The sequence below is a fragment of the Bradyrhizobium sp. HKCCYLS3070 genome (genome assembly GCF_051167575.1).
GTDB lineage: Bacteria > Pseudomonadota > Alphaproteobacteria > Rhizobiales > Xanthobacteraceae > Bradyrhizobium.
This window is the reverse complement of record NZ_JBNPTI010000004.1, coordinates 404,045-426,923: the sequence shown is the minus strand read 5'-3', so window position 1 is coordinate 426,923 and position 22,879 is coordinate 404,045. Positions and strand designations below refer to the sequence as shown.

Annotated in this window: 22 protein-coding genes; 12 read left to right on the top strand and 10 right to left on the bottom strand. The window is 66.3% G+C overall.

What is annotated here, in order from left to right:
* Window positions 1–4: 4 nt before the first annotated feature.
* The 7 genes from ACQR03_RS17035 to ACQR03_RS17005 all read left to right on the top strand — a co-directional run bounded on the left by ACQR03_RS17035 (window position 5) and on the right by ACQR03_RS17005 (window position 7,595).
* Window positions 5–1,054 (top strand): ABC transporter ATP-binding protein, encoded by a 1,050-nt coding sequence (locus ACQR03_RS17035; RefSeq protein WP_315825918.1) that lies wholly within the window; start codon window positions 5–7, stop codon window positions 1,052–1,054.
* A 28-nt stretch (window positions 1,055–1,082) separates the two neighbouring features.
* Entirely contained in the window at window positions 1,083–1,280 is a 198-nt protein-coding gene (locus ACQR03_RS17030) for a hypothetical protein (protein WP_009026147.1), read from the top strand.
* Complete coding sequence (locus tag ACQR03_RS17025) at window positions 1,277–2,689, top strand: amidase (protein WP_316172703.1); 1,413 nt, start codon at window positions 1,277–1,279, stop codon at window positions 2,687–2,689. Before ACQR03_RS17030 ends, ACQR03_RS17025 begins: the two co-directional genes overlap by 4 nt.
* Before the next feature lie 254 nt (window positions 2,690–2,943).
* On the top strand, window positions 2,944–3,927 hold the full coding sequence (locus tag ACQR03_RS17020) for an ABC transporter ATP-binding protein (RefSeq protein ID WP_316172702.1): 984 nt from the start codon (window positions 2,944–2,946) through the stop codon (window positions 3,925–3,927).
* 124 nt (window positions 3,928–4,051) lie between these two features.
* A complete protein-coding gene (locus tag ACQR03_RS17015) occupies window positions 4,052–4,321 on the top strand; it encodes a GlsB/YeaQ/YmgE family stress response membrane protein (RefSeq protein WP_315713716.1) in 270 nt (89 codons plus the stop codon).
* 194 nt (window positions 4,322–4,515) lie between these two features.
* On the top strand, window positions 4,516–6,258 hold the full coding sequence (locus tag ACQR03_RS17010) for a type I secretion system permease/ATPase (protein WP_316172701.1): 1,743 nt from the start codon (window positions 4,516–4,518) through the stop codon (window positions 6,256–6,258).
* Window positions 6,255–7,595 (top strand): HlyD family type I secretion periplasmic adaptor subunit, encoded by a 1,341-nt coding sequence (locus ACQR03_RS17005; RefSeq protein WP_315825922.1) that lies wholly within the window; start codon window positions 6,255–6,257, stop codon window positions 7,593–7,595. The genes ACQR03_RS17010 and ACQR03_RS17005 overlap by 4 nt, the downstream gene beginning before the upstream one ends.
* A 214-nt stretch (window positions 7,596–7,809) precedes the next feature.
* Here the strand turns inward: ACQR03_RS17005 and ACQR03_RS17000 are convergent, their stop codons facing one another.
* From ACQR03_RS17000 to ACQR03_RS16990, 3 genes are all read right to left on the bottom strand, one after another.
* Complete coding sequence (locus ACQR03_RS17000; protein ID WP_315713719.1) at window positions 7,810–8,292, bottom strand: CinA family protein; 483 nt, start codon at window positions 8,290–8,292, stop codon at window positions 7,810–7,812.
* Window positions 8,293–8,401: 109 nt separating this feature from the next.
* A complete protein-coding gene (locus ACQR03_RS16995) occupies window positions 8,402–9,712 on the bottom strand; it encodes an MFS transporter (protein ID WP_315713720.1) in 1,311 nt (436 codons plus the stop codon).
* Between the two features lie 120 nt (window positions 9,713–9,832).
* Window positions 9,833–10,753, bottom strand: a complete 921-nt coding sequence (locus tag ACQR03_RS16990; RefSeq protein ID WP_316172700.1) for a transcriptional regulator GcvA — start codon at window positions 10,751–10,753, stop codon at window positions 9,833–9,835.
* Window positions 10,754–10,867: 114 nt separating this feature from the next.
* Between ACQR03_RS16990 and ACQR03_RS16985 the strand changes: the two genes are divergently transcribed.
* Entirely contained in the window at window positions 10,868–11,071 is a 204-nt protein-coding gene (locus ACQR03_RS16985) for a DUF1127 domain-containing protein (RefSeq protein WP_315713722.1), read from the top strand.
* 77 nt (window positions 11,072–11,148) lie between these two features.
* Window positions 11,149–11,769 carry a GNAT family N-acetyltransferase gene (locus ACQR03_RS16980; protein WP_316172699.1) on the top strand — a complete coding sequence of 207 codons (621 nt, stop codon included), beginning with the start codon at window positions 11,149–11,151 and terminating at the stop codon, window positions 11,767–11,769.
* Window positions 11,770–12,019: 250 nt separating this feature from the next.
* Here ACQR03_RS16980 and ACQR03_RS16975 read toward each other — a convergent pair whose 3' ends face one another.
* Window positions 12,020–12,721 (bottom strand): SDR family NAD(P)-dependent oxidoreductase, encoded by a 702-nt coding sequence (locus ACQR03_RS16975; protein ID WP_315713724.1) that lies wholly within the window; start codon window positions 12,719–12,721, stop codon window positions 12,020–12,022.
* A 95-nt stretch (window positions 12,722–12,816) separates the two neighbouring features.
* The gene (locus tag ACQR03_RS16970) at window positions 12,817–13,836 is read right to left on the bottom strand and encodes a glutathione S-transferase family protein (RefSeq protein ID WP_316172698.1); all 1,020 of its coding nucleotides are present in this window, start codon (window positions 13,834–13,836) and stop codon (window positions 12,817–12,819) included.
* Between the two features lie 110 nt (window positions 13,837–13,946).
* Here ACQR03_RS16970 and ACQR03_RS16965 point away from each other — a divergent pair, with 110 nt between their 5' ends.
* Entirely contained in the window at window positions 13,947–15,731 is a 1,785-nt protein-coding gene (locus ACQR03_RS16965) for an acyl-CoA dehydrogenase family protein (RefSeq protein ID WP_316172697.1), read from the top strand.
* A gap of 41 nt (window positions 15,732–15,772) precedes the next feature.
* Entirely contained in the window at window positions 15,773–16,861 is a 1,089-nt protein-coding gene (locus tag ACQR03_RS16960) for a Zn-dependent alcohol dehydrogenase (RefSeq protein ID WP_316172696.1), read from the top strand.
* A 188-nt stretch (window positions 16,862–17,049) separates the two neighbouring features.
* Here the strand turns inward: ACQR03_RS16960 and ACQR03_RS16955 are convergent, their stop codons facing one another.
* The 3 genes from ACQR03_RS16955 to mbfA form a co-directional block, all read right to left on the bottom strand.
* Window positions 17,050–18,519: an amidase gene (locus tag ACQR03_RS16955; RefSeq protein ID WP_434841747.1), complete on the bottom strand. Its 1,470-nt coding sequence runs from the start codon at window positions 18,517–18,519 to the stop codon at window positions 17,050–17,052.
* 78 nt (window positions 18,520–18,597) lie between these two features.
* Complete coding sequence (locus ACQR03_RS16950; protein WP_316167340.1) at window positions 18,598–19,128, bottom strand: cytochrome b; 531 nt, start codon at window positions 19,126–19,128, stop codon at window positions 18,598–18,600.
* 78 nt (window positions 19,129–19,206) lie between these two features.
* A complete protein-coding gene (gene mbfA, locus ACQR03_RS16945) occupies window positions 19,207–20,178 on the bottom strand; it encodes an iron exporter MbfA (RefSeq protein WP_315713729.1) in 972 nt (323 codons plus the stop codon).
* Between the two features lie 202 nt (window positions 20,179–20,380).
* On the opposite strand from mbfA, the gene ACQR03_RS16940 reads away from it, so the two are divergent.
* A complete protein-coding gene (locus tag ACQR03_RS16940) occupies window positions 20,381–21,103 on the top strand; it encodes a hypothetical protein (protein WP_315713730.1) in 723 nt (240 codons plus the stop codon).
* 73 nt (window positions 21,104–21,176) lie between these two features.
* On the opposite strand, the gene ACQR03_RS16935 is transcribed toward ACQR03_RS16940, so the two are convergent.
* Complete coding sequence (locus ACQR03_RS16935; protein ID WP_434841746.1) at window positions 21,177–21,563, bottom strand: hypothetical protein; 387 nt, start codon at window positions 21,561–21,563, stop codon at window positions 21,177–21,179.
* Window positions 21,564–21,658: 95 nt separating this feature from the next.
* Window positions 21,659–22,729, bottom strand: a complete 1,071-nt coding sequence (locus ACQR03_RS16930; protein WP_315714359.1) for an alpha/beta fold hydrolase — start codon at window positions 22,727–22,729, stop codon at window positions 21,659–21,661.
* Window positions 22,730–22,879 lie beyond the last annotated feature (150 nt).

Genomic DNA, 22,879 nt, shown 5'->3' with positions numbered 1-22,879 from the left:
AGGCATGAATGAAGCATCGGAAGTCACCGGACTGCAGCCGATCGAGGACCTCGGCGGCAAGGCGCAGCCGCTGCTGCGGGTCGATGGCCTGACGAAACACTTCCCGGTCCGTGGCGGCCTGTTCGGCGCGCGCAAGACGGTGCGCGCCGTCGACGACGTCTCGTTCGTCATCGGCAAGGGCGAGACGGTCGGCATCGTCGGCGAGTCCGGCTGCGGCAAGTCCACCACGGCGCGGCTCCTGATGCATCTGATGGACCGCGATGCCGGCGAGATCATCTTCGACGGCCGGCAGGTCGGCCACGAGATGTCGTTGCGCGAGCTCAGGCGCGGCATGCAGATGGTGTTCCAGGACTCCTATGCCTCGCTCAATCCGCGGCTGACGATCGAGGAGTCGATTGCATTCGGGCCGAAGGTGCACGGCATGACCGACACTGCGGCGCGTGCGCTGGCGCGCGAGCTGCTCGGCAAGGTCGGCCTGAGGCCCGAAACCTTCGCCAACCGTTATCCGCACGAGATCTCCGGTGGCCAGCGCCAGCGCGTCAACATCGCCCGCGCGCTCGCGCTGTCGCCGCGGCTGGTGATCCTCGACGAGGCGGTGTCGGCACTCGACAAGTCGGTCGAGGCGCAGGTGCTGAACCTGCTGATGGACCTGAAGCGCGAGTTCGGCCTGACGTATCTATTCATCAGCCACGACCTCAACGTCATCAACTACATCTCCGACCGCGTGCTGGTGATGTATCTCGGCGAGGTCGTCGAGCTCGGTCCGGTCGAGGAGGTCTGGGCCAGGCCGGCGCATCCCTATACACGGGCGCTGCTGGCGGCGATGCCGTCCTCCGATCCCGACAGGCGCACGGAGGAGCCGCCGCTGTCTGGGGATCCACCCAACCCGATCGATCCGCCCGCCGGCTGCCGCTTCCACACCCGCTGTCCATTTGCCGAGGCGCCATGCGCGAATGTCGCGCCAAGATTGACGGAGCTGGATACAATGGGCCATCAGGCCGCCTGCCACATGGCGATCCCAGGCTCGGGACACAGCCGGGCGCCGGCCGCCTGACGGGCAGACACCAGCAGTGAGAAGCGGAATGACCAGACCCACGCCCCAGCAAGTCAGTGCCATCGCGGAGGCCTCCGGCCTGCCGGTCGACAAGGAGGTTGCCACCCGCATCGCCGACTCGATCGGACCGGCCTTCGACAACTTCGCCGCGGTTGCCGGTACACTCCCATTCGACCTGGAGCCGGCGAGCTACGTCCTGGCGCAGACGCTGAAGGTGGGCCGATGAGCACCGAACCTGCCTTGATGACCCTGACCGACGTCGCGAAGGCGATTGCGGACAGGAAGCTCTCTTCGGTCGAGGTGACGCGCTCCTGCCTGCATCGCATCGCGCAGTGGCAGCCGAAGCTGAACGCCTTCATGGCGATCGAATCCGAGCCGGCGCTGAAGGCCGCCGCCGAGGCCGATGAAGCGCTCGCCAAGGACGGCCCCAAGGGCCCGCTGCACGGCGTTCCGCTTGCGCACAAGGACATGTATTACGAGGCCGGCCACATCTCGACCTGCGGCTCGCTGATTCGGCGCGACTTCGTCGCAACGACGACCTCGACCGCGCTGCAGCGGCTGAAGGATGCCGGTTCGATCCGGCTCGGCACCCTGCAGATGGCCGAATTCGCCTACGGCCCGACCGGGCACAACGCGCATTACGGTCCGGTGCACAATCCCTGGAAGCTCGGCTACGTCACCGGTGGCTCGTCGTCCGGCTCCGGCTCGGCGGTCGGCGCGCGCCTGACCTTCGCGGCACTCGGCTCCGATACCGGCGGCTCGATCCGCATGCCCGCGAATTTCTGCGGCGTCACCGGCCTGAAGGTGACCTGGGGCCGCGTCAGCCGCGCCGGTGCGATGCCGCTGTCGCAGTCGCTCGACACGGTCGGGCCGCTGGCGCAGACCGCGGAGGATTGTGCGCTGATCCTTGGGCTGATGGCTGGTCCCGATTCCGAGGATCCTACCGCCAGCGCGGCACCCGTGCCGGACTATGTCGCCGCCACCCAGGCCTCGATCAAGGGTCTCAGGATCGGCGTGCCCAAGGCGTTCTATGTCGACGACCTCGATCCTGAGGTGGCGCGCTGTCTCGATGCGACGATCGCGGTGCTGAAGACCGAGGGCGCCGATGTGGTTCAGGTCGAGCTGCCGGATCAGCGCCAGCTCACCGCAGCCTGCCAGCTCGTGCTAGCGGTCGAGGCGGCCGCCTTCCACAAGCGCTGGATGATCGAGCGTCCGCAGGACTATGGCCCGCAGGTGCTGATGCGGCTGCAGAACGCTCTGGCCGTCTCCGGCGTCGCCTATCTCGAAGCGCTGCGTTGGCGCGGTGCGGCGCTGGCGGCGCATGTCGCGGCAACCTCTGGCGTCGATGCCGTGATCGCGCCGGTGTCGCCGCTGGTGACGCCCTCGATCGCCGAGAGCGATGTCGGCGGCGCGCCGGGTGCGGAAGCTGTGATCCAGCGCATCACCCGCTTCACCCGCCCGGTGAACTATCTCGGCCTGCCGTCGCTGGCGATCCCGACCGGCTTCACGTCGACGGGGCTTCCTGTCGGCATGCAACTGATCGGCCGCTCCTTCGATGAGGCTACGATTCTGACCATCGGCGCCGCCTTCCAGCGCGCGACTGATTTCCACGCCAGGGTGCCGACGCTGCCATGAGGGAGACCTGTGCATACCGTCCGACGGTCTCACCCTCCCCTGGAGGGGGAGGGTCGATTGCGCATCTCATGCGCAATCGGGGTGGGGTGACGGTCTCTCCCCTTGGAAGCAAGTCCATGGAGGGGCTGTCACCCCACCCCGTCTCGCATTCCGCTGCGCTTCATGCGAGCCGACCCTCCCCCTCCAGGGGAGGGTCGCAGCTCACTTCGCAATTGGCCACGGTGTTCCTGACGGCAAGGTGAGATAGCCTCCCCATGACCAACCTCGTCGAGATCGACAATCTCACCATCCGCTTCACCGGCGAGCGCACCGTGCATGCGGTGAACGATGTCAGCCTGTCGCTCGGCGATGGCGAGGTGCTCGGCCTGCTCGGCGAGTCCGGCTCGGGCAAGAGCGTGACCATGCGGGCGCTGATGCGGCTGTTGCCGAACAAGCGGACGCAGATCTCCGGCAGTGTCAAGGTGCTGGGCCGCGACGTGCTGGCGATGAACGACGACGAGCTGTCGCAGTTTCGCGGCCGCTCCGTGTCGATGATCTTCCAGGAGCCGGGGCTTGCGCTCGATCCGGTCTACACCATCGGCCGGCAGATCGCCGAGACCGTCATGCGGCACGAGGGCAGGAGTTTTGCGGAAGCGCAGGCGCGGGCGCTGGAGATGCTCGACGTCGTCAGGATTCCCTCGGCGAAGCGTCGCCTGGAGTCCTATCCGCACGAGATGTCCGGCGGCATGCGCCAGCGCGCGATGATCGCGCTGGCGCTGGCGTGCCGGCCGAAAGTGCTGCTGGCCGACGAGCCGACCACCGCACTCGACGCCACCGTCCAGATCCAGATCCTGCTGCTGTTGCGCGAACTGCAGCGCGAGTTCGGCATGTCCGTCATCTTCGTCACCCACGACATCGGCGTCGCGATCGAGATCTGCGACCGCCTCGCCGTGATGTATGCCGGAGAGATCGTGGAGCAGGGCAGCTTGCGCGAAATCGTGCGCCAACCCGTGCACCCCTATGCGCGCGGCCTGCTGGCTTCGACGATCCATGGTGCCAGGCGCGGCGAGCGGCTGCAGACCATTCCGGGCACGCCACCCTCGCTCGACCGGGCGCCGCGGAGCTGCTCGTTCGCACCGCGCTGCGGCCTGGCGCAGCCGCGCTGCTCGGAGGCGATGCCGCCGAACATTGCGCTCGGACCACAGCGGCTGGCGCGCTGCGTCCTGGCCGAGGCGCCGGCAAGTGTGGCGGCAACGTAACGGTTCGCCCGAAACGCGCTCCTCACCGGCCGAAACCGTCCATCGCGTGTCGAAGCGTCGCAACGGCCTCGCTAAGGTGCTGCCACGCGTGGGACCGATCGTCCGCGCTGGATGAGGACACGCCATGCACGTATCGAACGAAGGTATCCTGGTCATTCTGTTCGTTGGCCTGGTTGCAGGCTGGCTGGCCGGCAAGATCGTCCGCGGCACCGGCTTCGGGCTGGTCGGCGACATCGTGATCGGCGTGCTCGGCGCCTTGGTCGCAAGCCTGATCTTCCCGCGGCTTGGCGTCCGGATCGGCACCGGCCTCGTGTCGGAAATCGTCTATTCCGCGCTCGGCGCCATCATTCTCCTGCTGGTGGTGCGGCTGGTGCGGACCGGCGGGCGGCTCTAGGACTTGCGATCCGGCGTGGCTGAACGTTTGCACCGCGCCACGCGACATACCCCAGCACATAGCTAATTTACGCTAAAGTGAGCATCGTTGGACGCTCACCGCGGGAATCAGTATATTTCGCCTTGTTTGCCGCCAGTTTGTGCTTTTGGTCGGCGGCCACGTAGCTCATTTGATCAATTGAAGAGATGGTGGTGATGGCGGCTGCACCTCACGTGAGGCAATCCGAGCTCAGCGATGCCTTGCGCGGTTGCCGTAGCGCCTTCATCGGCGTCGGGGTGATGAGCTGCATCATCAACCTGCTGTATCTCACCGGCTCGATCTTCATGCTCGAGGTCTACGATCGGGTGCTGCCGAGCCGGTCCGTGCCGACGCTGATCGGCCTGATCATCATCGCCGCGGGGCTTTACGCCGCCCAGGGCGCGCTCGACATGATCCGTAGCCGCATTCTCGGGCGGATCGGCACCGCGCTGGACGAGAGCCTGAACGCGCGGGTGTTCGACACCGTGGTGCGGCTGCCGCTGTCCGCCGGCGGCCGCAACGAGGGCCTGCAGCCGCTGCGCGACCTCGATAACATCAGGAGCTTTCTCGGCAGCCAGGGGCCGGGCGCGTTCTTCGATCTGCCGTGGCTGCCGCTGTATCTGGCGATCTGCTTCGCTTTTCACGTGATGCTCGGCGTTACCGCGCTGGCCGGCGCCATCATCCTCGTCGCCCTGACGCTGATCACCGAATTCCTCACCCGCACGCCGGCCAAGGAGGCGATGGGGCTCGCCGCCCGCCGCAACGATCTCGCCACCTCAAGTCGCCGCAACGCCGAGGTCCTGGTCGCGATGGGCATGACCGGGCGCATGCTGTCGCGCTGGAGCGAGACCAACGAAAAATATCTCGCCGGCAACCAGCGCGCCAGCGACGTCGCCGGCGGCCTCGGCGCCATCGCCAAGGTGCTGCGCATGATGCTGCAGTCCGCGGTGCTCGCGGTCGGCGCCTATCTCGTGATCCATCAGGAGGCGACCGCGGGCATCATCATCGCCGGCTCGATCCTGAGCGCGCGGGCGCTGGCGCCCGTCGATCTCGCGATCGCACATTGGAAGAGCTTCGTTGCCGCGCGCCAGAGCTGGCGCCGTCTCAGCCATCTGTTGCAGACGATGCCGCAGCGACCGGCGCCGACCCTGCTGCAGCCGCCGGTCGGCAAGCTCTCGGTCGAGGCCATCTCGATCGTCGCGCCGGGGGACCAGAAGGCGATCGTGCAGGACGTGAGCTTCGCGTTGTCGGCCGGCAATGGCCTCGGCATCATCGGTCCGAGCGCGTCGGGCAAGTCGTCGCTGGTGCGGGCGCTGGTCGGTGTCTGGCGTCCGGTGCGCGGCCATGTCCGGCTCGATGGTGCGGCGCTCGACCAATGGTCGACGGACGAGCTCGGCCGTCACATCGGCTATCTGCCGCAGGATGTCGAATTGTTCGCAGGCTCCGTCGCGCAGAACATCTGCCGTTTCGATCCGCAGGCCTCCGCCGACGGCATCATCGCCGCCGCCAAGGAAGCCGGCGTGCACGACATGATCATCAAGATGCGCGACGGCTATGACACAGAGATCGGCGAGCAGGGTGCCGCGCTGTCGGCAGGCCAGGCGCAGCGCGTGGCGCTGGCGCGCGCGCTCTATGGCAATCCGTTCCTGATCGTGCTCGACGAGCCCAACTCCAATCTCGATACCGAAGGCGACGAGGCGCTGTCACGCGCGGTGCGCTCAGCGCGGGCGCGCGGCGCGATCGTGGTCGTCGTCGCGCACCGGCCGATCGGCATCGAGGCGGTCGACCAGGTGCTGGTCATGAAGGACGGCCGTGCCCAGGCGTTCGGTCCGAAGGAGACGGTGCTGGCGCAGGTGCTGCAGCCGCGTGCGCCGTCGCCGATCAAGATCGTCTCGGAAGCCGGAGTGGCAAAGCCATGAGCAGTCAGGTCGTTGCCGGTCCACTTCCTGGCGGCCGCAAGACGGAGAGCGTGCGCGAGTCGATCCGCCGCCACCTGCTGATCGGCATGGGCGTCGTCGTTGCGGTCGCCGGCGGGCTTGGCGGCTGGGCCGCGACGCAGCAGATTTCCGGCGCGTTGATCGCGCCCGGCCAGATCGTGGTCGAATCCAACGTCAAGAAGGTGCAGCATCCGACCGGCGGCGTGGTCGGCGAGCTTCGGGCGCGCGACGGCGACGTCGTCAAGTCCGGCGACATCGTGGTGCGGCTCGACGACACCGTGACCAAGGCAAGTCTCGCCATCGTCACCAAGAACCTCGATGCGCTGCAGGCGCGCGCCGCCCGGCTGGAGGCCGAGCAGCGCGGCTGGGCCAAGATCCTGTTTCCGCCGCAGTTACTGCAGCGCATCAGCGATCCCGAGGTCAAGAGCCTGACGGCGAGCGAGACCAAGCTGTTCGAGGTCCGTGTCAACGGCCGGATCGGCCAGAAAGCGCAATTGCGCGAGCGTGTCACCCAACTGAACGAGGAGATCGAGGGACTCGCGGCGCAGGTCAGCGCCAAGGACCAGGAGATCGCGCTGGTCCAGAAGGAGCTCGACGGCGTGCGCCAGCTCTATGAGCAGCATCTGGTGCAGCTGTCGCGCCTGACCACCTTGGAGCGCGACGCCGCCCGCCTCAACGGCGAGCGCGCGCAATTCATCGCCGCGCGTGCCCAGGCCAAGGGCAAGATCAGCGAGACCGAGCTGCAGATCATCCAGGTCGACAAGGACATGGTCAGCGAGGTGTCCAAGGATCTGCGCGAGACCACCGACAAGATCGGCGAGTTCGTCGAGCGCAAGGTCACCGCCGAGGACCAGCTTCGCCGCGTCGACATCCGCGCGCCGCAGGACGGCATGGTGCTGCAGTCGAGCGTCCATACCGTCGGCGGCGTCATCACCGCCGGCGACACCATCATGCTGATCGTGCCGCAGAGCGACGATCTCCAGGTCGAGGCCAAGGTCAATCCGCAGGACATCGACAAGCTGCAGGTTGGCCAGAAGACGTTGCTGCGGCTGTCCGCCTTCAACCAGCGCACCACGCCGGAGCTGAACGGCGTCGTCAGCCGCGTCTCGCCCGACGTCACCACCGACCAGCGCACCGGCCAGAGCTATTACACCATCCGCGTCTCGATGCCGCCCGAGGAGATCGCGAGGCTCGGCGACGTCAAGCTGATTCCGGGCATGCCGGTCGAGGCATTCGTGCAGACCGGCGACCGCACTGTCATTTCCTACCTGATGAAGCCGCTGCACGACCAGCTGATGCGTGCGTTCCGGGAGAAGTGAGGGGCCCGGCTGCCGTCCCTGCGGAGACCGCGGGCAGCGCTCCAATCTCGCTGTCATCCCCGCGAACGCGGGGATCCATAACCACAGGGAGCAGTCGTGGCGCGAGATGCTCGTGACGTCTCGCGTCGCGCCCCATTTCTGCTGCGGAGTTTGGGTCCCGGGTCGGCGCCCGCCGACGCTGCGCGTCATCGGGCTTGCCCGGGACGACAGCGGTTTATTCGTCGAGTTTCTTGAGTAACAGCTCCAGCGCGCTCTTCGCGAACAGCTGCATGTTGGCAAAACGGTCGCTGTGGCCGCTCTCCAGAGTGACGACTGCGGTCGCGGGCCCCGCAACAGCGAAGCACGCATGTCCCGCCGCGTCGCCATAGCGATTGCCGGCAGGACCCGCGGCACCGGTCTCCGACACTCCCCAATCAGTCGCAAAGCGCGTCCTGATCTGCCGCGCCAGCAGCTCCGCATAAGGCTCCGACGCCGAGCGGATGCCCTTCATCGCCTCGTCCGGAATGTCCATCAGCACGCGGCGGGCGTCGCGCGTATAGACCACGGCGCCGCCGAGGAAATAGGCGGATGCGCCGGGCACCGCGAGCAGCGCCGCCGCGATCAGGCCGCCGGCGGAGGATTCCGCAACGGCAATGGTCTGCTTTTTGGCGATCAGCCGCGCCGCGACCTTCTCGGCGACAGCGATGAGGTGCTGCATGGCGGTCATCCTTCGGCAGCGTCGACACCCGCCGCTGCCGGCTGCTGTTCATTCCCCACCATCATGCGCCGAAAGCGCGCGCCAAGGAAGGCGCTGCCCCTCGCAGCGATCACGCAATGATCGGCTCGCGCGCCGCGACGGCCTGGCGGCCGCCGCGATAGACGGTCATCGCTGCGATGATACCGAGCACGGCGGCGCACATCAGCCAGTAGCCGGGCGAGGCCTTGTCGCCGGTCTTGTTGATGAGCCAGGTCGATACCGCCGGCGTCGCGGTGCCGAACAGCCCAGCCGCCAGCGCAAAGGCGATCGAGAAGCAGGTGGTGCGGACATGCGCAGGCACGATCTCGACCAGGCAGCCCAGCATGGTGCCGCTATAGACGCCGAAATAGAAGGAGAACAGCATTTCGACCGCGAGCAGCTTGCCGAAGCTCGGCGCCGCCGCGAGCCAGTGCAAGGCGGGATAGGCGGTCAGCAACGCCAGAGCCGCGATGGTCACCAGCACCGGCTTGCGTCCGATCCGATCCGACACCGCGCCGCCGACCGGATTCCATAAGAAGTTGGTCACGGCGACCAGCAAAGTGACGAGCAGTGAATCCGCCGCCGACAGCTTCAGTTCCTTGCCGAAACCGGGACCGTAGACGGTGATGAAGTAGAACATCGTCGTGGTCAGCACCGCGATCATCATGCCGAGGATCACGATGCGCCAGTTCTCCAGCGCCGAGGCGAATACTTCGCGCGCGGTCGGGTGCTTCTTCATCGCGAGGAAGGCCGGCGTCTCCTCCAGCGTGCGGCGCAGGAAAAAGATCAGCGGAATGATCAGGCAGCCGATGAAGAAGGGAATGCGCCAGCCCCAGGCGGCCACCATGTCCGCCGGCATGGCCTGGTTGAGCACGTAGCCGATGACCGACGCGACGAAGATCGCGACCTGCTGGCTGGACGACTGGAACGAGGTGTAGAGGCCGCGATTGCCGGGCGTGGAGATCTCGGACAGATAGACCGACACGCCGCCGAGCTCGACACCGGCCGAGAAGCCCTGCAACAGCCGCCCGAGCAGCACGATGATCGGGGCCGCGATGCCGATCGTCGCATAGGTCGGGCAGAATGCGATGACGATCGTGCCGATCGCCATGATGCCGAGCGTCACGATCAGGCCCTGGCGCCGGCCGATCTTGTCGACATAGGCGCCGAGCACGATGGCGCCGACCGGTCGCATCAGGGCGCCGAGCCAGAACACGCCATAGGCATTGAGCAGAGATGCAGTCTCGTTCTCCGATGGGAAGAACGCCTTGGCGATGATCGGGGCGTAGAAGCCGAACAGGAAGAAGTCGAACTGCTCGAGGAAATTGCCGCTGGTGGCGCGCAGGATCGCGCCGATGCGCGAATGGATCGTAGCCGGCTGCGGGATTGACGTTGAGGACACGCGGGGAAACTCCTACCGTCGAGAGGCTCGTGCGGAGGATTTCTACGCCGGCCGAGGGGAAAGGTGCGACAATCTGCCACGCCAAGCCCTGGCGGCCAATAGCTTTGCGCTCAAGGCGCCCTAGGCCTGAACAGAATTGCCGGCGGCCGACTTCTGCTGCATTGCACCCTTCAGCCATTGCCGGAACGCCTTCAGCTTCGGCGGATCGGTCCGGCCCTCCGGCGTCACCAGATAGAACCCGGCATCGCTCGGCAGCGTCATCTTGAACGGCACCACCAGCCGGCCCTTGGCGATGTCGTCCTGGACGTAGGCCGTACGCCCGATCGCGACGCCGAGCCCGTCGATCGCGGCCTGAACGGTCATCAGCGACAGGTCGAAGCTCAGCCGACCCTGCCTCGACATCTCCACCGGCAGACCCGCCGCGGTCAGCCATAGCCGCCAGTCGTCGTCATAGCCGCCGCTGACCTGCAGCAGCGTGTGATGTGCGAGGTCCTCCGGACAGCGTAGTGGCTTGTCGCCCTGCAGCAGCGCCGGGCTGCACACCGGAAACAGCTCGTCGGCCATCAGCCACTCCGCCCGCACGCCCGGCCAATGGCCACGGCCATAGCGGATCGCGGCGTCGACGTCGTCCTTGCGAAAATCGACCAGGCCGGTCGACGTCGTGATCCGCACGTCGATGCCGGGATGGGCCTCCTGAAAGGCCGTCAGCCGCGGCAGCAGCCATTTGGCGGCCAGCGAGGCGATGGTGGAAACCGTCAGCACCTTGGCGTTGTCCTTGCGGACCAGCCGTTCCGTTGCCAGCCGGAGATCGTCGAACGCGGCGCGCACCAGCGGGAGATAGTCGCGGGCCTGCGGCGTCAGCGCCAGGCTACGGTTCTGGCGGACGAAGAGGCGCAGCCCGAGCTCGTCCTCCAAGCGCTTGATCTGATGGCTGATTGCGGTCTGCGTCACGTTCAGCTCGGAGGCCGCGCGGGTGAAGCTCAGATGCCGCGCCGCAGCCTCGAACGCCCGCAATCCATTCAGCGACGGCAGTCGGGCCATTCACGGCCTCCCCGGTTCATGACGTTATTTCATCCGAAACGGTAGTAAATGTCGTTTGTGGATGAAGCGCAAGCGCTCGATATTGCAGCCTCAAGGAATTTTCAGGAGGCCTTCATGTCCATCTACGTCTCCTCGTCAATGACGAAACATCATGGCCCGGGGTTCTGGTCCGGCGTCGTGGAGCTGCTCGCCGCCTGGCGCTTCCGCTACCGCACGCGGCACGAGCTGGCGCAATGGTCGGAGCGCGACCTGCACGACCTCGGTCTGTCCCGCAGCGATATCGCCGCCGAGATCGACAAGCCGTTCTGGCGGGGTTGATCCCCCTTACTCATCCCGCCGCGCCGGTGCCGCTCCGCAAAGGAGGGCGCCGGCAAGCTTCCCGGTTGGAGCCGCGCATGCCGACGCCCGCCATTGCCGATCTCGCTGCCGGCTCCAACATCATTCACACGCGGCGTGGCGAGGAGGTGCGCCTGCGCTTCGTCACATCTGACGACGCCGAGGCGCTGCAGAGCTATGTCCGGTCCTTGAGCCAACGCTCGCGCCACAAGCGTTTCCTCGGCGCACTCAACGAGCTGCCAAAGGCGGTGCTCGAGGATTTCGTCGCGCTCGGCCGCAACGACCGCTACAGCCTGATCGCGACGATGGACCATGAAGGTGTCGAAGCCATCGTGGCCGAGGCGCGCTACGCATTCGATCGCGGCGTCGGTCGTGTCGAGTTTGGCCTGTCGGTCCATGACCGCTGGCAAGGCCACGGCATCGGCCCGGCGCTCATCGCGAATCTGGAAGGACGCGCGCTCGCGTTGGGTGGCGTGACCCTCTCGGGCGATGCGCTGCGTACCAACGACGTAATGATTGCATTGGCCCGCAAGGCCGGTTTCACGATCAAGCCGCATGCGGACGATTGGACCCTGGTGCGGTTCGAGAAGGGTCTAAGCGGAGTGGTGACTCATTCAGTGGGGCCAGATTTGCGCGTGGTCGGTCGCGCGCCGCAAGTCGCCACGTCCGAGATCAAATGACGTCATGCCTGCGAAGGCGGGGCATCCCGTACGCCGCGGCCTCACCGTGTCACCAGCTGTCAGTTGCGTGTACTGGATCGCCCGGTCGAGCCGGGCGATCACAGTTGCTATGAGGCGACCACCGATCCGCGTCATTGCGAGCGCAAGCGAAGCAATCCAGAGTCCTTGCTCCGCCCTGGATTCTTCGCTTCGCTCGCAATGACGGTGATCGTGGTGCGTCTTTGCCCACGTCATACGGAACATCAACTTCTCAAAACGTCTCCACCCACGGCCGCAGCTCCATCTCCCAGCTCCAGGCACTCCGTGGCTGCTGCAGCACGCTCCAATAACTTGCGGCGATGGCATCCGGATCGAGCATCGAATTCGGGCGCTCCGCGGCTTCCTGACGCTCTGCGCTCTTGATCGCGCCGTCGATGACGAAATGCGCGACGTGGATGCCCTGCGGCGACAGTTCGCGCGCCATGCTCTGGGCGAGGCCGCGCAGCGCGAACTTGCCCATCGCGAACGGCGCCGACTGGGCGTAGCCCTTCACGCTGGCGGAGGCGCCGGTGAACAGGATGGCGCCGTGCTTGTTCGGCAGCATGCGCTGTGCCGCCTGCTGCGCCACCAGGAAGCCGCCGAAGGCGCTGACGGCAATCGACTGCTGCACGTCGGCCGGCACGAGATCGGTGAGCGCTCCGCGCGCCCGCGCGCTGGCATTGTAGACCACGAGATCAGGCGCGCCGATCTCGCGCTCGACGATGCCGAACAGCCGCTCGACCTCCTCCGGATTGGTCGCATCGCAGGGGTAGGCGCGGGCGCCGGTTTCGTTGCAGAGCGCGCCGAGCTTCTCGATCTTGCGGGCGGCAAGCGCCACGCGGATCTTCTCGCGCGCGAACAGCCTCGCCAGCGAGGCCGAGAGCCCCTCGCCGGCACCGACGATGAGGGCGATCTTGTAGGCAGGGATGTCCATGGGCATGTCCTTGGGCCAAAGCGTCCGCAGACATCAAGCTAGTGCACCGGCGGCCGACTTCCTACGGCTCGTCCCCACATTTTTGCCGCGCGTCCTCAGGTGGGACGCGGCTGCAATCCAGCGAGGCAGCCGATCTCCTCCAGCACGACATCGAGCCGGCTGCGATCGTGCAGGAAAGCGTATTTGCCGCGGAGCATCGCCAGCGAGCGCGCGTGATATTTCTGCGGCTTCTGCATCCATGTGAAGTCGCCGAACTGGACGCGGAAGACGCTGCGGTTCTCGGCCAGCGCCTGCTCGTTGGCGAGCGTCCATGGCATGAACAGCGCGCCGACCTGGCGGGTCAGGATCGGCATCAAGGTCAGTGATAGTTCCGGCCACAGCTCGAACTCACCTTCGGCGCGCGGCCATAGCATGCGGTGGATCCAGGCCAGCACATGCGGCGCGCGGCCTTCGATCAGGGCGCCGGCCGTCGGATCGGTCCACAGCTCGTAGAGCTGGCCCCACAGTCCGAAATCGCCGTAGGCCGGACGGTGGCCGAACAGATATGGCCTGACCGAGAGATGCCGTTCGAGCAGGTCGAGCATTTCGGCAAAGCCCTGCTCGATCTGCGGCGCGTTGATCTCGTTGGAGCCGACATACCACAGCCGCTCGACCATGCGCGCGCGGATCTTCTCGGCCAGCTCGCCCAACTCGGCCTCGTCCGCCCTGGGGGTGCGGATGCGGGCGATGCGTCCGGCCGAGGCGCGCTGGTCGAGATCGCGCGCCCAGCGATAATGGAACATCCACTTGTTGCCCCACTCGTCCCCGAACTCCTCGATCAAGGCCGAGATGAAGCTCGTCAGCGCGTCGCCGGGATGAATCGTGGGTTGCGGAAAGTCGAGCTCCAGTGCGTCGATGATCGGCGTCGAGTCCTGCATCGGCACCTCGTCGGGGGCGACCACCAGCGGAATGATCGGCAGCTTGGCGTGCCGCGCGAACTCCGCCTCGCTTTCCGCATTGCGCAATATCCAGTGATGCGGGATGCCCTTGTAACGCAGATACGATCGCACCTTGACCGAATAGGGCGACATCTCCGCCCCGAAGATGCGATAAACCTCCGTCGGCTGATTGGTCATGGATCTGCTCCCGGTTCGGCGCACGCCGCTGCCTGTTGTGTATCCGATCAGGCGCAACCTGTCGAAGAGTCCATCAGAGACTTGCGGAAACGAACGAGGGCTTAACGATCATGCATCAGTTCCTGAGGCGCGATGACGTGATGACCGGCGGCGCAAGGCCGGAGCTGCTGGCGCCCGATACCACCGGGCTGAACTTCTATCGCGCCGACCCCGCGCTCGCCGATCTCCTGCGCATCCATCTGCCCGAAGCGCTGTTTCGGCACCTCGTGCCGCATCTCGACCGTCTCGGCGAGCTCGCCGGCTCCTATCTCGACGAATGCGCCCGCTTGGCTGACCGCCATGGCCCTGTGCTGCACCAGCGCGACCGCTTCGGCCGCGACGTGCAGTGGGTCGAGTACCATCCGGCCTATCGCGAGCTCGAGCGCGCCGCCTTTGGCGAGTTCGGCATTCACGCGATGTCGATCCGGAAGGGCATTCTCGGCTGGCCGACCAAGTATCCGGTCACGGCCAAGCACGCCTTCACCTTCCTGTTCAACCAGGCGGAGTTCGGGCTGGGCTGTCCGATCAACGTCACCGACGGATGCGCCAAGCTGCTGGCGAGCTTCGGCAGCGACGGGCTCAAGGCCAAGTACCTCGATGGCCTGACGCAGACCGACATGAGAAAGCTGACCCAGGGCGGCCAGTTCATGACCGAGAAGGAGGGCGGCTCCGATGTCGGCACGTTGACGACGGTCGCCGTCCCGGAGGGCGACCATTGGCGCCTGCATGGCGAGAAATGGTTCTGCTCCAATGCCGATGCGAAAGTCGTGATGCTGTTGGCGCGGCCGCAAGGTGCCGAAGCGGGAACGCGCGGCGTCGGCCTGTTCCTGATGCCGCGCTTCCTCGATGACGGCAGCCAGAACCACTATCGGATCGTGCGCCTGAAGGACAAGCTCGGAACGCGCTCGATGGCCTCGGGCGAGATCAAGCTGGAGGGCGCCGTCGCCTATGCGGTCGGGAGGCTCGATCGCGGCTTCGTGCAGATGGCCGAGATGGTCAACTCGTCGCGTCTCTCCAACGGCGTCAAGTCGACGGCGCTGATGCGGCGGGCCTGGCACGACGCAATTACGGTCGCGCGCAACCGCGTGGTGTTCGGAAAACGCATCGTCGACCTGCCGCTCGGCCGGCGGCAACTGCTGAAGATCCTGCTCGCGACCGAGCAGGCGCTGTCGCTGAGCTTCCTCACCGCCGACGCGCTCGACCGTGCCGAGGCCGGCAGCCAGGATGCCGCGGCGCTGCTGCGCATTCTGACGCCGACATTGAAATTCCGCGCCACGCGCGACGCGCGCAAGGTCTGCGGCGATGCGTTGGAGATGCGCGGCGGGATCGGCTATGTCGAGGAGTTCGTGACCGCGCGGCTGCTGCGCGACGCCCATCTCGGCTCGATCTGGGAAGGCACCGGCAACATCGTCGCGCTCGATGCGCTGAAGCGCGCCGTGGGCCGGCACGGTGCGGAGGCCGCGCTGGCAGCCGACCTGCATGCGCGGCTCGACGACAGCGCCGTCGTGCCGCAGGCCTGGCGCGATCAGCTGCATCGACTCGTGGATCGTGCCGTGGGCTTTGCGCGCGAGGTCGCGGGACGCGCCGACAACGAGTCCGAAGCGCGCCGCGCCACCAGCCTGCTGTATCACGTGGCAAGCGCCGTCTCGACGACTTGGGAAAGCGGGCGCATCCACGCGATGCGCGGCGACGCGCGCAGGCTGTTGCTGGCGAAGCTCATCGTCGCGCACCGGCTGACGCCGTCCGATCCGTTCCGGCTCGCGGAAAATAGGATGGATGATGCCATCGCGACACTGCTGCTCGGCGAACGTACCGCTGACATGGAGGAGGTTGGCGAACTGCTGTCAGCGGCGTAGGCTTGCCGCGACCAACAACAAACAAGATCGGGAGAACGCCAATGAAAGCCGCCGTGCTGATGGAGGTCAACAAGCCGCTGGTGATCGAGGACATCAGTGTGCCCAAGCCGGGGCCGCGGGAAGTGCTGATCCGCACGGCGGTTGCCGGTCTCTGCCATTCCGACCTGCACTTCATCGAAGGCCTGTATCCGCATCCGCTGCCCGCCGTGCTCGGCCATGAATCGGCTGGGATCGTCGAGCAGGTCGGCGCCGACGTGACCTATGTGAAGCCGGGCGATCACGTCGTCACGTGCTTGTCCGTGTTCTGCGGCACCTGCGACAACTGCACCACGGGCCGCCCGGTGTTGTGCACCGATACGACGGTGAAGATGCCGCCCGGCGCCTCCAACCGGCTGTCATGGGGACGAAGCGAGAAGCTGCACCAGTTCCTCAACCTCTCGTCCTTCGCCGAGCAGATGCTGGTGCACGAGAACGCGATCGTGAAGATCCGCCCGGACATGCCGCTCGATCTCGCGGCGCTGATCGGCTGCGGCGTCATCACCGGCTATGGCGCGGTCGTCAACACGGCGCGGGTGCAGGCCGGCGAGACGGTGGCCGTGATCGGCTGCGGCGGCGTCGGCATGGCTGCGATCAACGGCGCCGAGATCGCGGGCGCGGGCCGCATCATCGCCATCGACACCAATCCGGCCAAGCTGCAGCTTGCGACGAAACTGGGCGCGACTGACATCATCAATCCCACTGAGGGCGACGTCGTGGCCCAGGTGCGCGAGCTCACCAAGGGCGGCGTGCACCACGCCTTCGAGGTGCTCGGGCGCAAGGAGACCGCCGAGCAGGCGTTCGCGATGCTGGCGCCGGGCGGCACCGCGACCATCGTCGGCATGATCCCGTTCGGCCAGAAGATCGAGCTGCACGGCTTCGACTTCCTGCGCGAGCGCCGCATCCAGGGCTCGTCGATGGGCTCGAACCACTTCCGCGTCGACATGCCCCGCCTCGTCGAGTTCTATCTGCGCGGCAAGCTGCATCTGGAGGACTGGATCTCCACCAAGCTGAAGCTGTCGGAGATCAACGAGGGCTTTGCCAACATGAAGGCAGGCAAGACGCTGCGCAGCGTGATCATGTTCGATGCGTGAGGTGGGTGGTCGGGTGTGAGGCAGGTGATGAGGTTCGGCGGGTCTGCCTATTAGTTACCCGTCATGCCCGGGCCTGACCCGGGCATCCAGCCTCTCTGCAAGATGGATGGCCGGGTCAAGCCCGGCCATGACGATGTAGGACGACGGCGGAATTTGGCGAGGCGTTGTTGAATAAGCCCGATCGCGAACTAGTTCGCGAACCGCGGCGGCGGGACGAAGCCGCCGAATTCGCGCTCGATCAGGTCGGCGAGCTTGAGCGGCGTGCGGTCCTCGAGGAACGGGCCGACGATCTGCACCCCGACCGGCAGGCCGTCGGCGAGTCCAAGCGGAATCGCGGTGGCGGGCAGTCCGGGCAAGGTGGCGATGCCCGGCCAGGCGAGCTGATCGGTGTAGCAATGCTCGACGCCGTCGATGCTGATGCGGCGCTGCTCCTGGTCGGGCGAATGGTCGTGCGGATAGGCCGGCGTTGGCATGATCGGGCAGATCACGGCATCGAATTGCTCGAACAGCGTTCGCCATTGCGCGCGCAGCCGCGCCCGCGCCCCGCCGGCCTGCACCCAGTCGCGATGGCTGAGCGCGATGCCGCGCAGCCGCTCGGCCGCGAGGCTCGCTGCCTCCTTCGGCAATTGCGCGGCCGCGTGACTGGCGCCGGCGTGGACCTCCGCCGGCATGGTGGCGCCGATGAAGCCGAGCAGCATGCGCATGTAGAGCCGGCTCGATGCGGCGAAGTCCGGCAGCAGCGGGCTGTCCGTCGTGACGCTCACGCCGACCCGTGCGAGGTCGGCCGTCAGCCGCTCGATCGCGCCGCGCACGGCGCTGTCGGTCGGCAGCAGCGGATCGCTCGCGACCACCAGCACGCGGAAATCCTGCAGGCGACCGTGGCGCGGCGGCGGCAGGTCGAGGCGATATGCCTTGCCGGCCTCGAGCGGGTCGGGGCCTGCGATCACATCGAGCAGCAGCGACAGATCGGCGGCCGAGCGCGCCATCGGGCCGACGACGGCGAGGTCGGCCTCGCCCGGCAGCGGCTGAAACGGCGGCGGCGTATGGCCGCGCGAGGCCACCAGGCCGTAGCTCGGCTTGTGCGCGGTGACGCCGCAATGAAACGCCGGCACCCGGAGCGAGCCGCCGATATCGGAGCCGAGCGACAGCGAGCCGTAGCCCGCCGCGAGGGCCGCGGCCGATCCGCCTGACGAACCGCCCGGCGTGCGGCCGAGATCGTAGGGATTGTTGGTGGTGCCGTAGATGTCGTTGTAGCTCTGCCAGTCGCCGAGCCCGAGCGGCACGTTGGTCTTGCCGAGCACGATGCCGCCGGCATCCTTCACGCGCGTCACCGTCAGCGCATCCTCGGCCGCGATGAAATCCCTGTGCTGCGGAAAACCCCAGGTCGTCGGCAGGCCGGCGACGTTGTAGGATTCCTTCACCGTGAGCGGAAGGCCGAGCAGGGGCCGCCGTTCGCCGCGCGCCAGCGCGGCGTCGGCGGCGTCGGCGGCAGCGAGCGCGCGCTCGAAATCGCGCACGCAGACGGCGTTGATCTCGGGGTCATGACGTTCGATGCGGTCGATGGCGAGCTTGGTCAGCTCGACCGACGAGATCTCACGATCTGCCAACGCCTTCGCCGTGTCGACGGCGGTTGCGAACGTCCATTGCGGTGCGGCCAAGGTCGATCCTCCCGGTGAGATGTTTGCCGGGAGTCCTAACCGATGCGGATGGCGATCGCTTGACCAAAATTGCGGATTCTAGCCCGGCAGCATCCGCTGCATGACACGGTCGCGATAGATGAAGACGTGCGCGAGTGCGGCGGCGACGTGAACGACGATCAGGATCAGCAGCAGCCATTCGGAGGCCTGGTGCAGCCCGTCGATGGCGCGGTTACCGGCCGGGTTGCGCGCGGCCAGCATCGGCAATGGAAACAGGTAGAAGAACGATACGCTCCAGCCGCGGAAGGAGGCGAACAGCCAGCCGGTGATGGTGCTCGCCAGCACCATCACATAGAGCATCCAGTGCACGACCTCCGAGCTCAGCCGCTGCCAGGGCGGCAGCGAGCTCTCCGGTGCGACCGGATGGGTGAGCCGCCAGACGAAGCGCACGGCGATCAATGCCAGAATGGTGAGGCCGAATGAAATGTGCAGGATCATCGGCGCGCCGGGGGGGGTATTGGCATGCAGGTCCGGCATCAGCCAGCCGATCGGATACTGGATGGCGAGCAGCGCCACCACCAGCCAGTGCAGGATCTTCGCGGGCGTGCCGTAATGCAGGCGTGGCGTCATGACGAGTTTTCCGTTGTGATCGGTCCGGCGCCATCAGCCTCGCGGCTGAGCGGTTGGCAAGACGCCGGGGTGCGGATGCTAGGCCGCTCCTATGAGAATTCCGACGCCGAGCACGATGATGCCGCCGAGCACGATCTGGAACACCGCCTGCAGGAACGGCGTGTCCATATAGCGCGCGCGGATGTAGGCGATCGCCCACAGCTCGAAGAACACGACGAGGCTCGCGATCGCGGTCGCGATCCAGAACGCGTTGGTCCAGGAGTCGGGGACGAGATAGGGCATCGTGTGCCCCAGTCCGCCGAGCGTCGTCATCGCGCCGCACACGGCGCCGCGCAGCCACGGCGAGCCGCGGCCCGTCAGCGAGCCGTCGTCGGACAGCGCCTCGGCGAAGCCCATGCTGATGCCGGCGCCGATCGAAGCGGCCAGACCGACCAGGAAAGTCTGGAAATTCTGATGCGTGGCGAAGGCGGCGGCGAACAGCGGCGCCAGCGTCGAGACCGAGCCGTCCATCAGGCCGGCGAGACCGGGCTGGACATATTGCAGCACGAACACGCGCCGCCGCGTCTCGTCCTCCTTGTGCCGGACATCCGGACTGAGGATCTTGTCGGTCAGTTTCGCCGCAACCTTCTCGTGGCCCTTCTCGGCCTCGGCGAGATCGCCGAGCAGCCGGCGCACGCCGACGTCCTTGGCCTGCTCGGCCGCCTTGGCGTAGAAGCGCTCGGCCTCGAACTCCATCGTGCCGACCTCGCGGCGGATGGCGTCGAGCGACAGGTTCTTGGTCAGCCAGATCGGCCGGCGCTGCATGAAGCCCTTGACGTTCTCGCGCCGGATCGGCGGCAGGTTCTTGCCGAAGCGCTCCTCATAGAGTTCGAGCAGCATGTGGCGGTGGCCCTTCTCCTCCTCGGCCATCTGCTCGAACAGCTTGGCTGAATCCGGATAACGTTCCGCCAGATCCTCCGCGAAGCTCATATAGATACGGCCGTCTTCCTCTTCGGCCGAGATCGCGATTGCCAGGATCTCGCGCTCGGTGAGGTCGGCGAAGTTCTTCATTCCAAGGTCCCCGGATCTCTCGCTCTCAACATTCGAGTGTTTAGAACGTTTCTAAAGTCTATATGGATTTGCCGCACCGCGGTCAAACTCCGGCCGCTGATTGGTCGCGAAACCCTTTGGTGACAGCGCATTCAAGCTCCAGTCATGGAACTGCGAGGATAGTCCGTCGTTCGCGTTCCGCTCAGCCACCTAAGGAGTTCTCATGGATAGCGTCAAATATCGGCTCAACGATCCAGGGTTGGCGCCGCGCCGCACCCGGATGGATATCCCGGGCTGGGCAGGCGAACGCCAGCCACGAGCGAATGGCTCGCATGAGCAGGTCTGGCATTGCGTACCATTCTCGGAAGGTGCGCAATATGGCATCGAGCTATTTTATCCGTACGACTTCGAGCTGCACGTCACCACGCGCGACGGCAAGCTGGAGCTGTCCGGCGACTGGGGCGAGCCGCCGAGCCCGAGCCTGCAATGGCCGCCGTTCCGCAATTTTGGCGATGCCTTCTACACCTACCAGATCCTGCTCGATCTCAAGGTGCCCAACGGCTTCGCGATCCGGACCGAGCCGCATCCGCGCTTCTATACCGACCGCAGCGATACCTGCCCGATCGCGGTGCCGGCGTTGGTGCGCAATTTCTGGCCGATGCTGTTCTTCTGCGTGTTCAAGGCGCCCGCGGAAGGGCGGACGCATATCTTCCGTCCGGGCGAGCCGTTCGCTCAGGTGATCGTGATTCCGGAGGAGGCAAACTTCACGGTCGAGCCCATGACTCCGGACGAGGCGGCCGAGCGCGAGTTGCAGTCGCGCCGCATCCACGCCAGCCGTCCGGTGCTCGCCAAGGAGACCGAATGGGTGTCGAGCACCGACACGGTGTTCGACGGCACCTACCGCCACCTGCATCGCGCGGCGAAGGACAAGGCGCGCAAGTCCTGACGCTTCCGTCTTCCTCAAACGAAAGAGCGCCGACCTCACGGTCGGCGCCCCCTGAGCTTTCACCTCTCAACGATCAGTAGCGATCGTAGTACCAGTGGTGATGGTGATGATGGTGGTGGTGATGGTAGTACCGGCGCGGCACCACATAGACCCGGGGGCCGTAGCCGTACCCATAGCCAGGACCGTAGCCATAGCCGCGCCAGTAGCCATGGTGATGGTGGTGATGATGGTGGTGGTGATGGTACCACTGCGCCAGCTGCACCTTCGGTTCGGCCTCCGGCGGCGCCTGCTCGTCGAGCGCCTGCAGCACCTTGGCCGCATTCGGGATCGGCTCGAGCAGATCGGCGTAGGAGTTGGCCTTCAGCACGTCGCTCGGGGCCGGAGCCGCTGACGTCTGCGCCGTGCCGAGCGCGCCGACAGCGGCGACCGCGCCCAACAAGCCTGCGATCTTCTTATCCATAAATCTTCTCCTGATGCGCATTGCCCGGATGCAAAAACGTCAACCCCGAATGTTCGTTCCTCGATTCGCCTAATACGTCGGAACGGCGTCCGAAATCAGGCTGTCGATTTGTTCAGGAACGTGAACAGGAGCTCATTGACTCGTTCATGTTGCTCCTGCTGCACCCAATGTCCGGCGCGATCGATCAGCTCGCACAGGATCATGTTGGTGCACACTCGGGACTGCATCGCTTCGAACACACCGGGCCGTTGGTAGATGCCCCAGTCTTGCAGGCCGGAGATGAATGCGGACGGAACGTCGATCGTGAGATCCGACCAGGTCTGCAATTCAGCGTCGAATAGACCAGACGTGCCGCAGCGGTACCATTGCAGCCCGCCCTGGAAGCCGTTTCGTTCATATTCGGCGGTATAGACCGCGAGCTCATGGTCCGGCAGCCAGCGATTCGCCGCGATCGCCGCCGCATCCGGCATCTCCTCGGCGACGGTCTCGGCCATCGTCTTGTCGAGGTCCATGACGTAGTAGGTCGGTAGCTTGGCGAGTTCGGCCGCGTCCCAGGCCTGCAGAGGAGAAGGGGCGTTGGCCGCCCAGTCTGCGCTCTTGTGATGGTAATAGGCGCGCAGGAATTCATGCAGCCCCTGCGGGGGATGATGCATGTCCGCATTGGCCTGCCGCGTCGCGTAGTACCATTGATAGTGCTTGCGCGGACGCGGCAGCGCAGCCAGTTCGCGATGCACGGGATCCTCCTGCGCCGCGAGGGGATGGCTGGCGATGTCGAACGGTGCTGCGGGTGGCCCCGGGAACGGTGCGCTCATCATCACGACCGATCGAAAGACATCGGGGCGGATCACCGCGCACCACGCCGCGACGGGGCTGCCGAAGTCGTGGCCGACGACAGACGCGACATGGCGATGGCCGAATGCATAGACCACGCCGAGCGCATCGCGCACCAGATTGGTGAAGCGAAACGGCGCGAGATCACCGTCATAGTCGGCGCTCCACCCTGTGGTGCGGCCATAGCCGCGCTGGTCCGGCGCCAGCACGTGGTAGCCGGCGGCGGCCAGCGCCGGCATCACCTTGCGCCAGCTATAGGCCAGCTCGGGAAAGCCGTGTAGCAGCAGCACACAGGGACGGCCGGGCGTCTCGAAGCCAGCTTCGAGCACGTGCATGCGCAGGCCGTTGATGCCGTCGACGAAGCGGGACCGGATCGTGGGTGGGAGGGGAAGCGGGGGAAAGGACTGGGACATGGCGTGCACTCTCCTCGCGTCGTCCCGGCCAAGCGAGCGAAGCGAGCGCGAGCCGGGATCCATAACCACAGG

Bases quoted from the DNA above. Each gene is read 5' to 3' on its own strand.
- ACQR03_RS17035 (WP_315825918.1), top strand. From the start codon at position 5: ATGAATGAAGCATCGGAAGTCACCGGACTGCAGCCGATCGAGGACCTC.
- ACQR03_RS17030 (WP_009026147.1), top strand. From the start codon at position 1,083: ATGACCAGACCCACGCCCCAGCAAGTCAGTGCCATCGCGGAGGCCTCC.
- ACQR03_RS17025 (WP_316172703.1), top strand. From the start codon at position 1,277: ATGAGCACCGAACCTGCCTTGATGACCCTGACCGACGTCGCGAAGGCG.
- ACQR03_RS17020 (WP_316172702.1), top strand. From the start codon at position 2,944: ATGACCAACCTCGTCGAGATCGACAATCTCACCATCCGCTTCACCGGC.
- ACQR03_RS17015 (WP_315713716.1), top strand. From the start codon at position 4,052: ATGCACGTATCGAACGAAGGTATCCTGGTCATTCTGTTCGTTGGCCTG.
- ACQR03_RS17010 (WP_316172701.1), top strand. From the start codon at position 4,516: ATGGCGGCTGCACCTCACGTGAGGCAATCCGAGCTCAGCGATGCCTTG.
- ACQR03_RS17005 (WP_315825922.1), top strand. From the start codon at position 6,255: ATGAGCAGTCAGGTCGTTGCCGGTCCACTTCCTGGCGGCCGCAAGACG.
- ACQR03_RS17000 (WP_315713719.1), bottom strand. From the start codon at position 8,292: ATGCAGCACCTCATCGCTGTCGCCGAGAAGGTCGCGGCGCGGCTGATC.
- ACQR03_RS16990 (WP_316172700.1), bottom strand. From the start codon at position 10,753: ATGGCCCGACTGCCGTCGCTGAATGGATTGCGGGCGTTCGAGGCTGCG.
- ACQR03_RS16985 (WP_315713722.1), top strand. From the start codon at position 10,868: ATGTCCATCTACGTCTCCTCGTCAATGACGAAACATCATGGCCCGGGG.
- ACQR03_RS16980 (WP_316172699.1), top strand. From the start codon at position 11,149: ATGCCGACGCCCGCCATTGCCGATCTCGCTGCCGGCTCCAACATCATT.
- ACQR03_RS16975 (WP_315713724.1), bottom strand. From the start codon at position 12,721: ATGGACATCCCTGCCTACAAGATCGCCCTCATCGTCGGTGCCGGCGAG.
- ACQR03_RS16970 (WP_316172698.1), bottom strand. From the start codon at position 13,836: ATGACCAATCAGCCGACGGAGGTTTATCGCATCTTCGGGGCGGAGATG.
- ACQR03_RS16965 (WP_316172697.1), top strand. From the start codon at position 13,947: ATGCATCAGTTCCTGAGGCGCGATGACGTGATGACCGGCGGCGCAAGG.
- ACQR03_RS16960 (WP_316172696.1), top strand. From the start codon at position 15,773: ATGAAAGCCGCCGTGCTGATGGAGGTCAACAAGCCGCTGGTGATCGAG.
- ACQR03_RS16950 (WP_316167340.1), bottom strand. From the start codon at position 19,128: ATGACGCCACGCCTGCATTACGGCACGCCCGCGAAGATCCTGCACTGG.
- mbfA (WP_315713729.1), bottom strand. From the start codon at position 20,178: ATGAAGAACTTCGCCGACCTCACCGAGCGCGAGATCCTGGCAATCGCG.
- ACQR03_RS16940 (WP_315713730.1), top strand. From the start codon at position 20,381: ATGGATAGCGTCAAATATCGGCTCAACGATCCAGGGTTGGCGCCGCGC.
- ACQR03_RS16935 (WP_434841746.1), bottom strand. From the start codon at position 21,563: ATGGATAAGAAGATCGCAGGCTTGTTGGGCGCGGTCGCCGCTGTCGGC.
- ACQR03_RS16930 (WP_315714359.1), bottom strand. From the start codon at position 22,729: ATGCACGTGCTCGAAGCTGGCTTCGAGACGCCCGGCCGTCCCTGTGTG.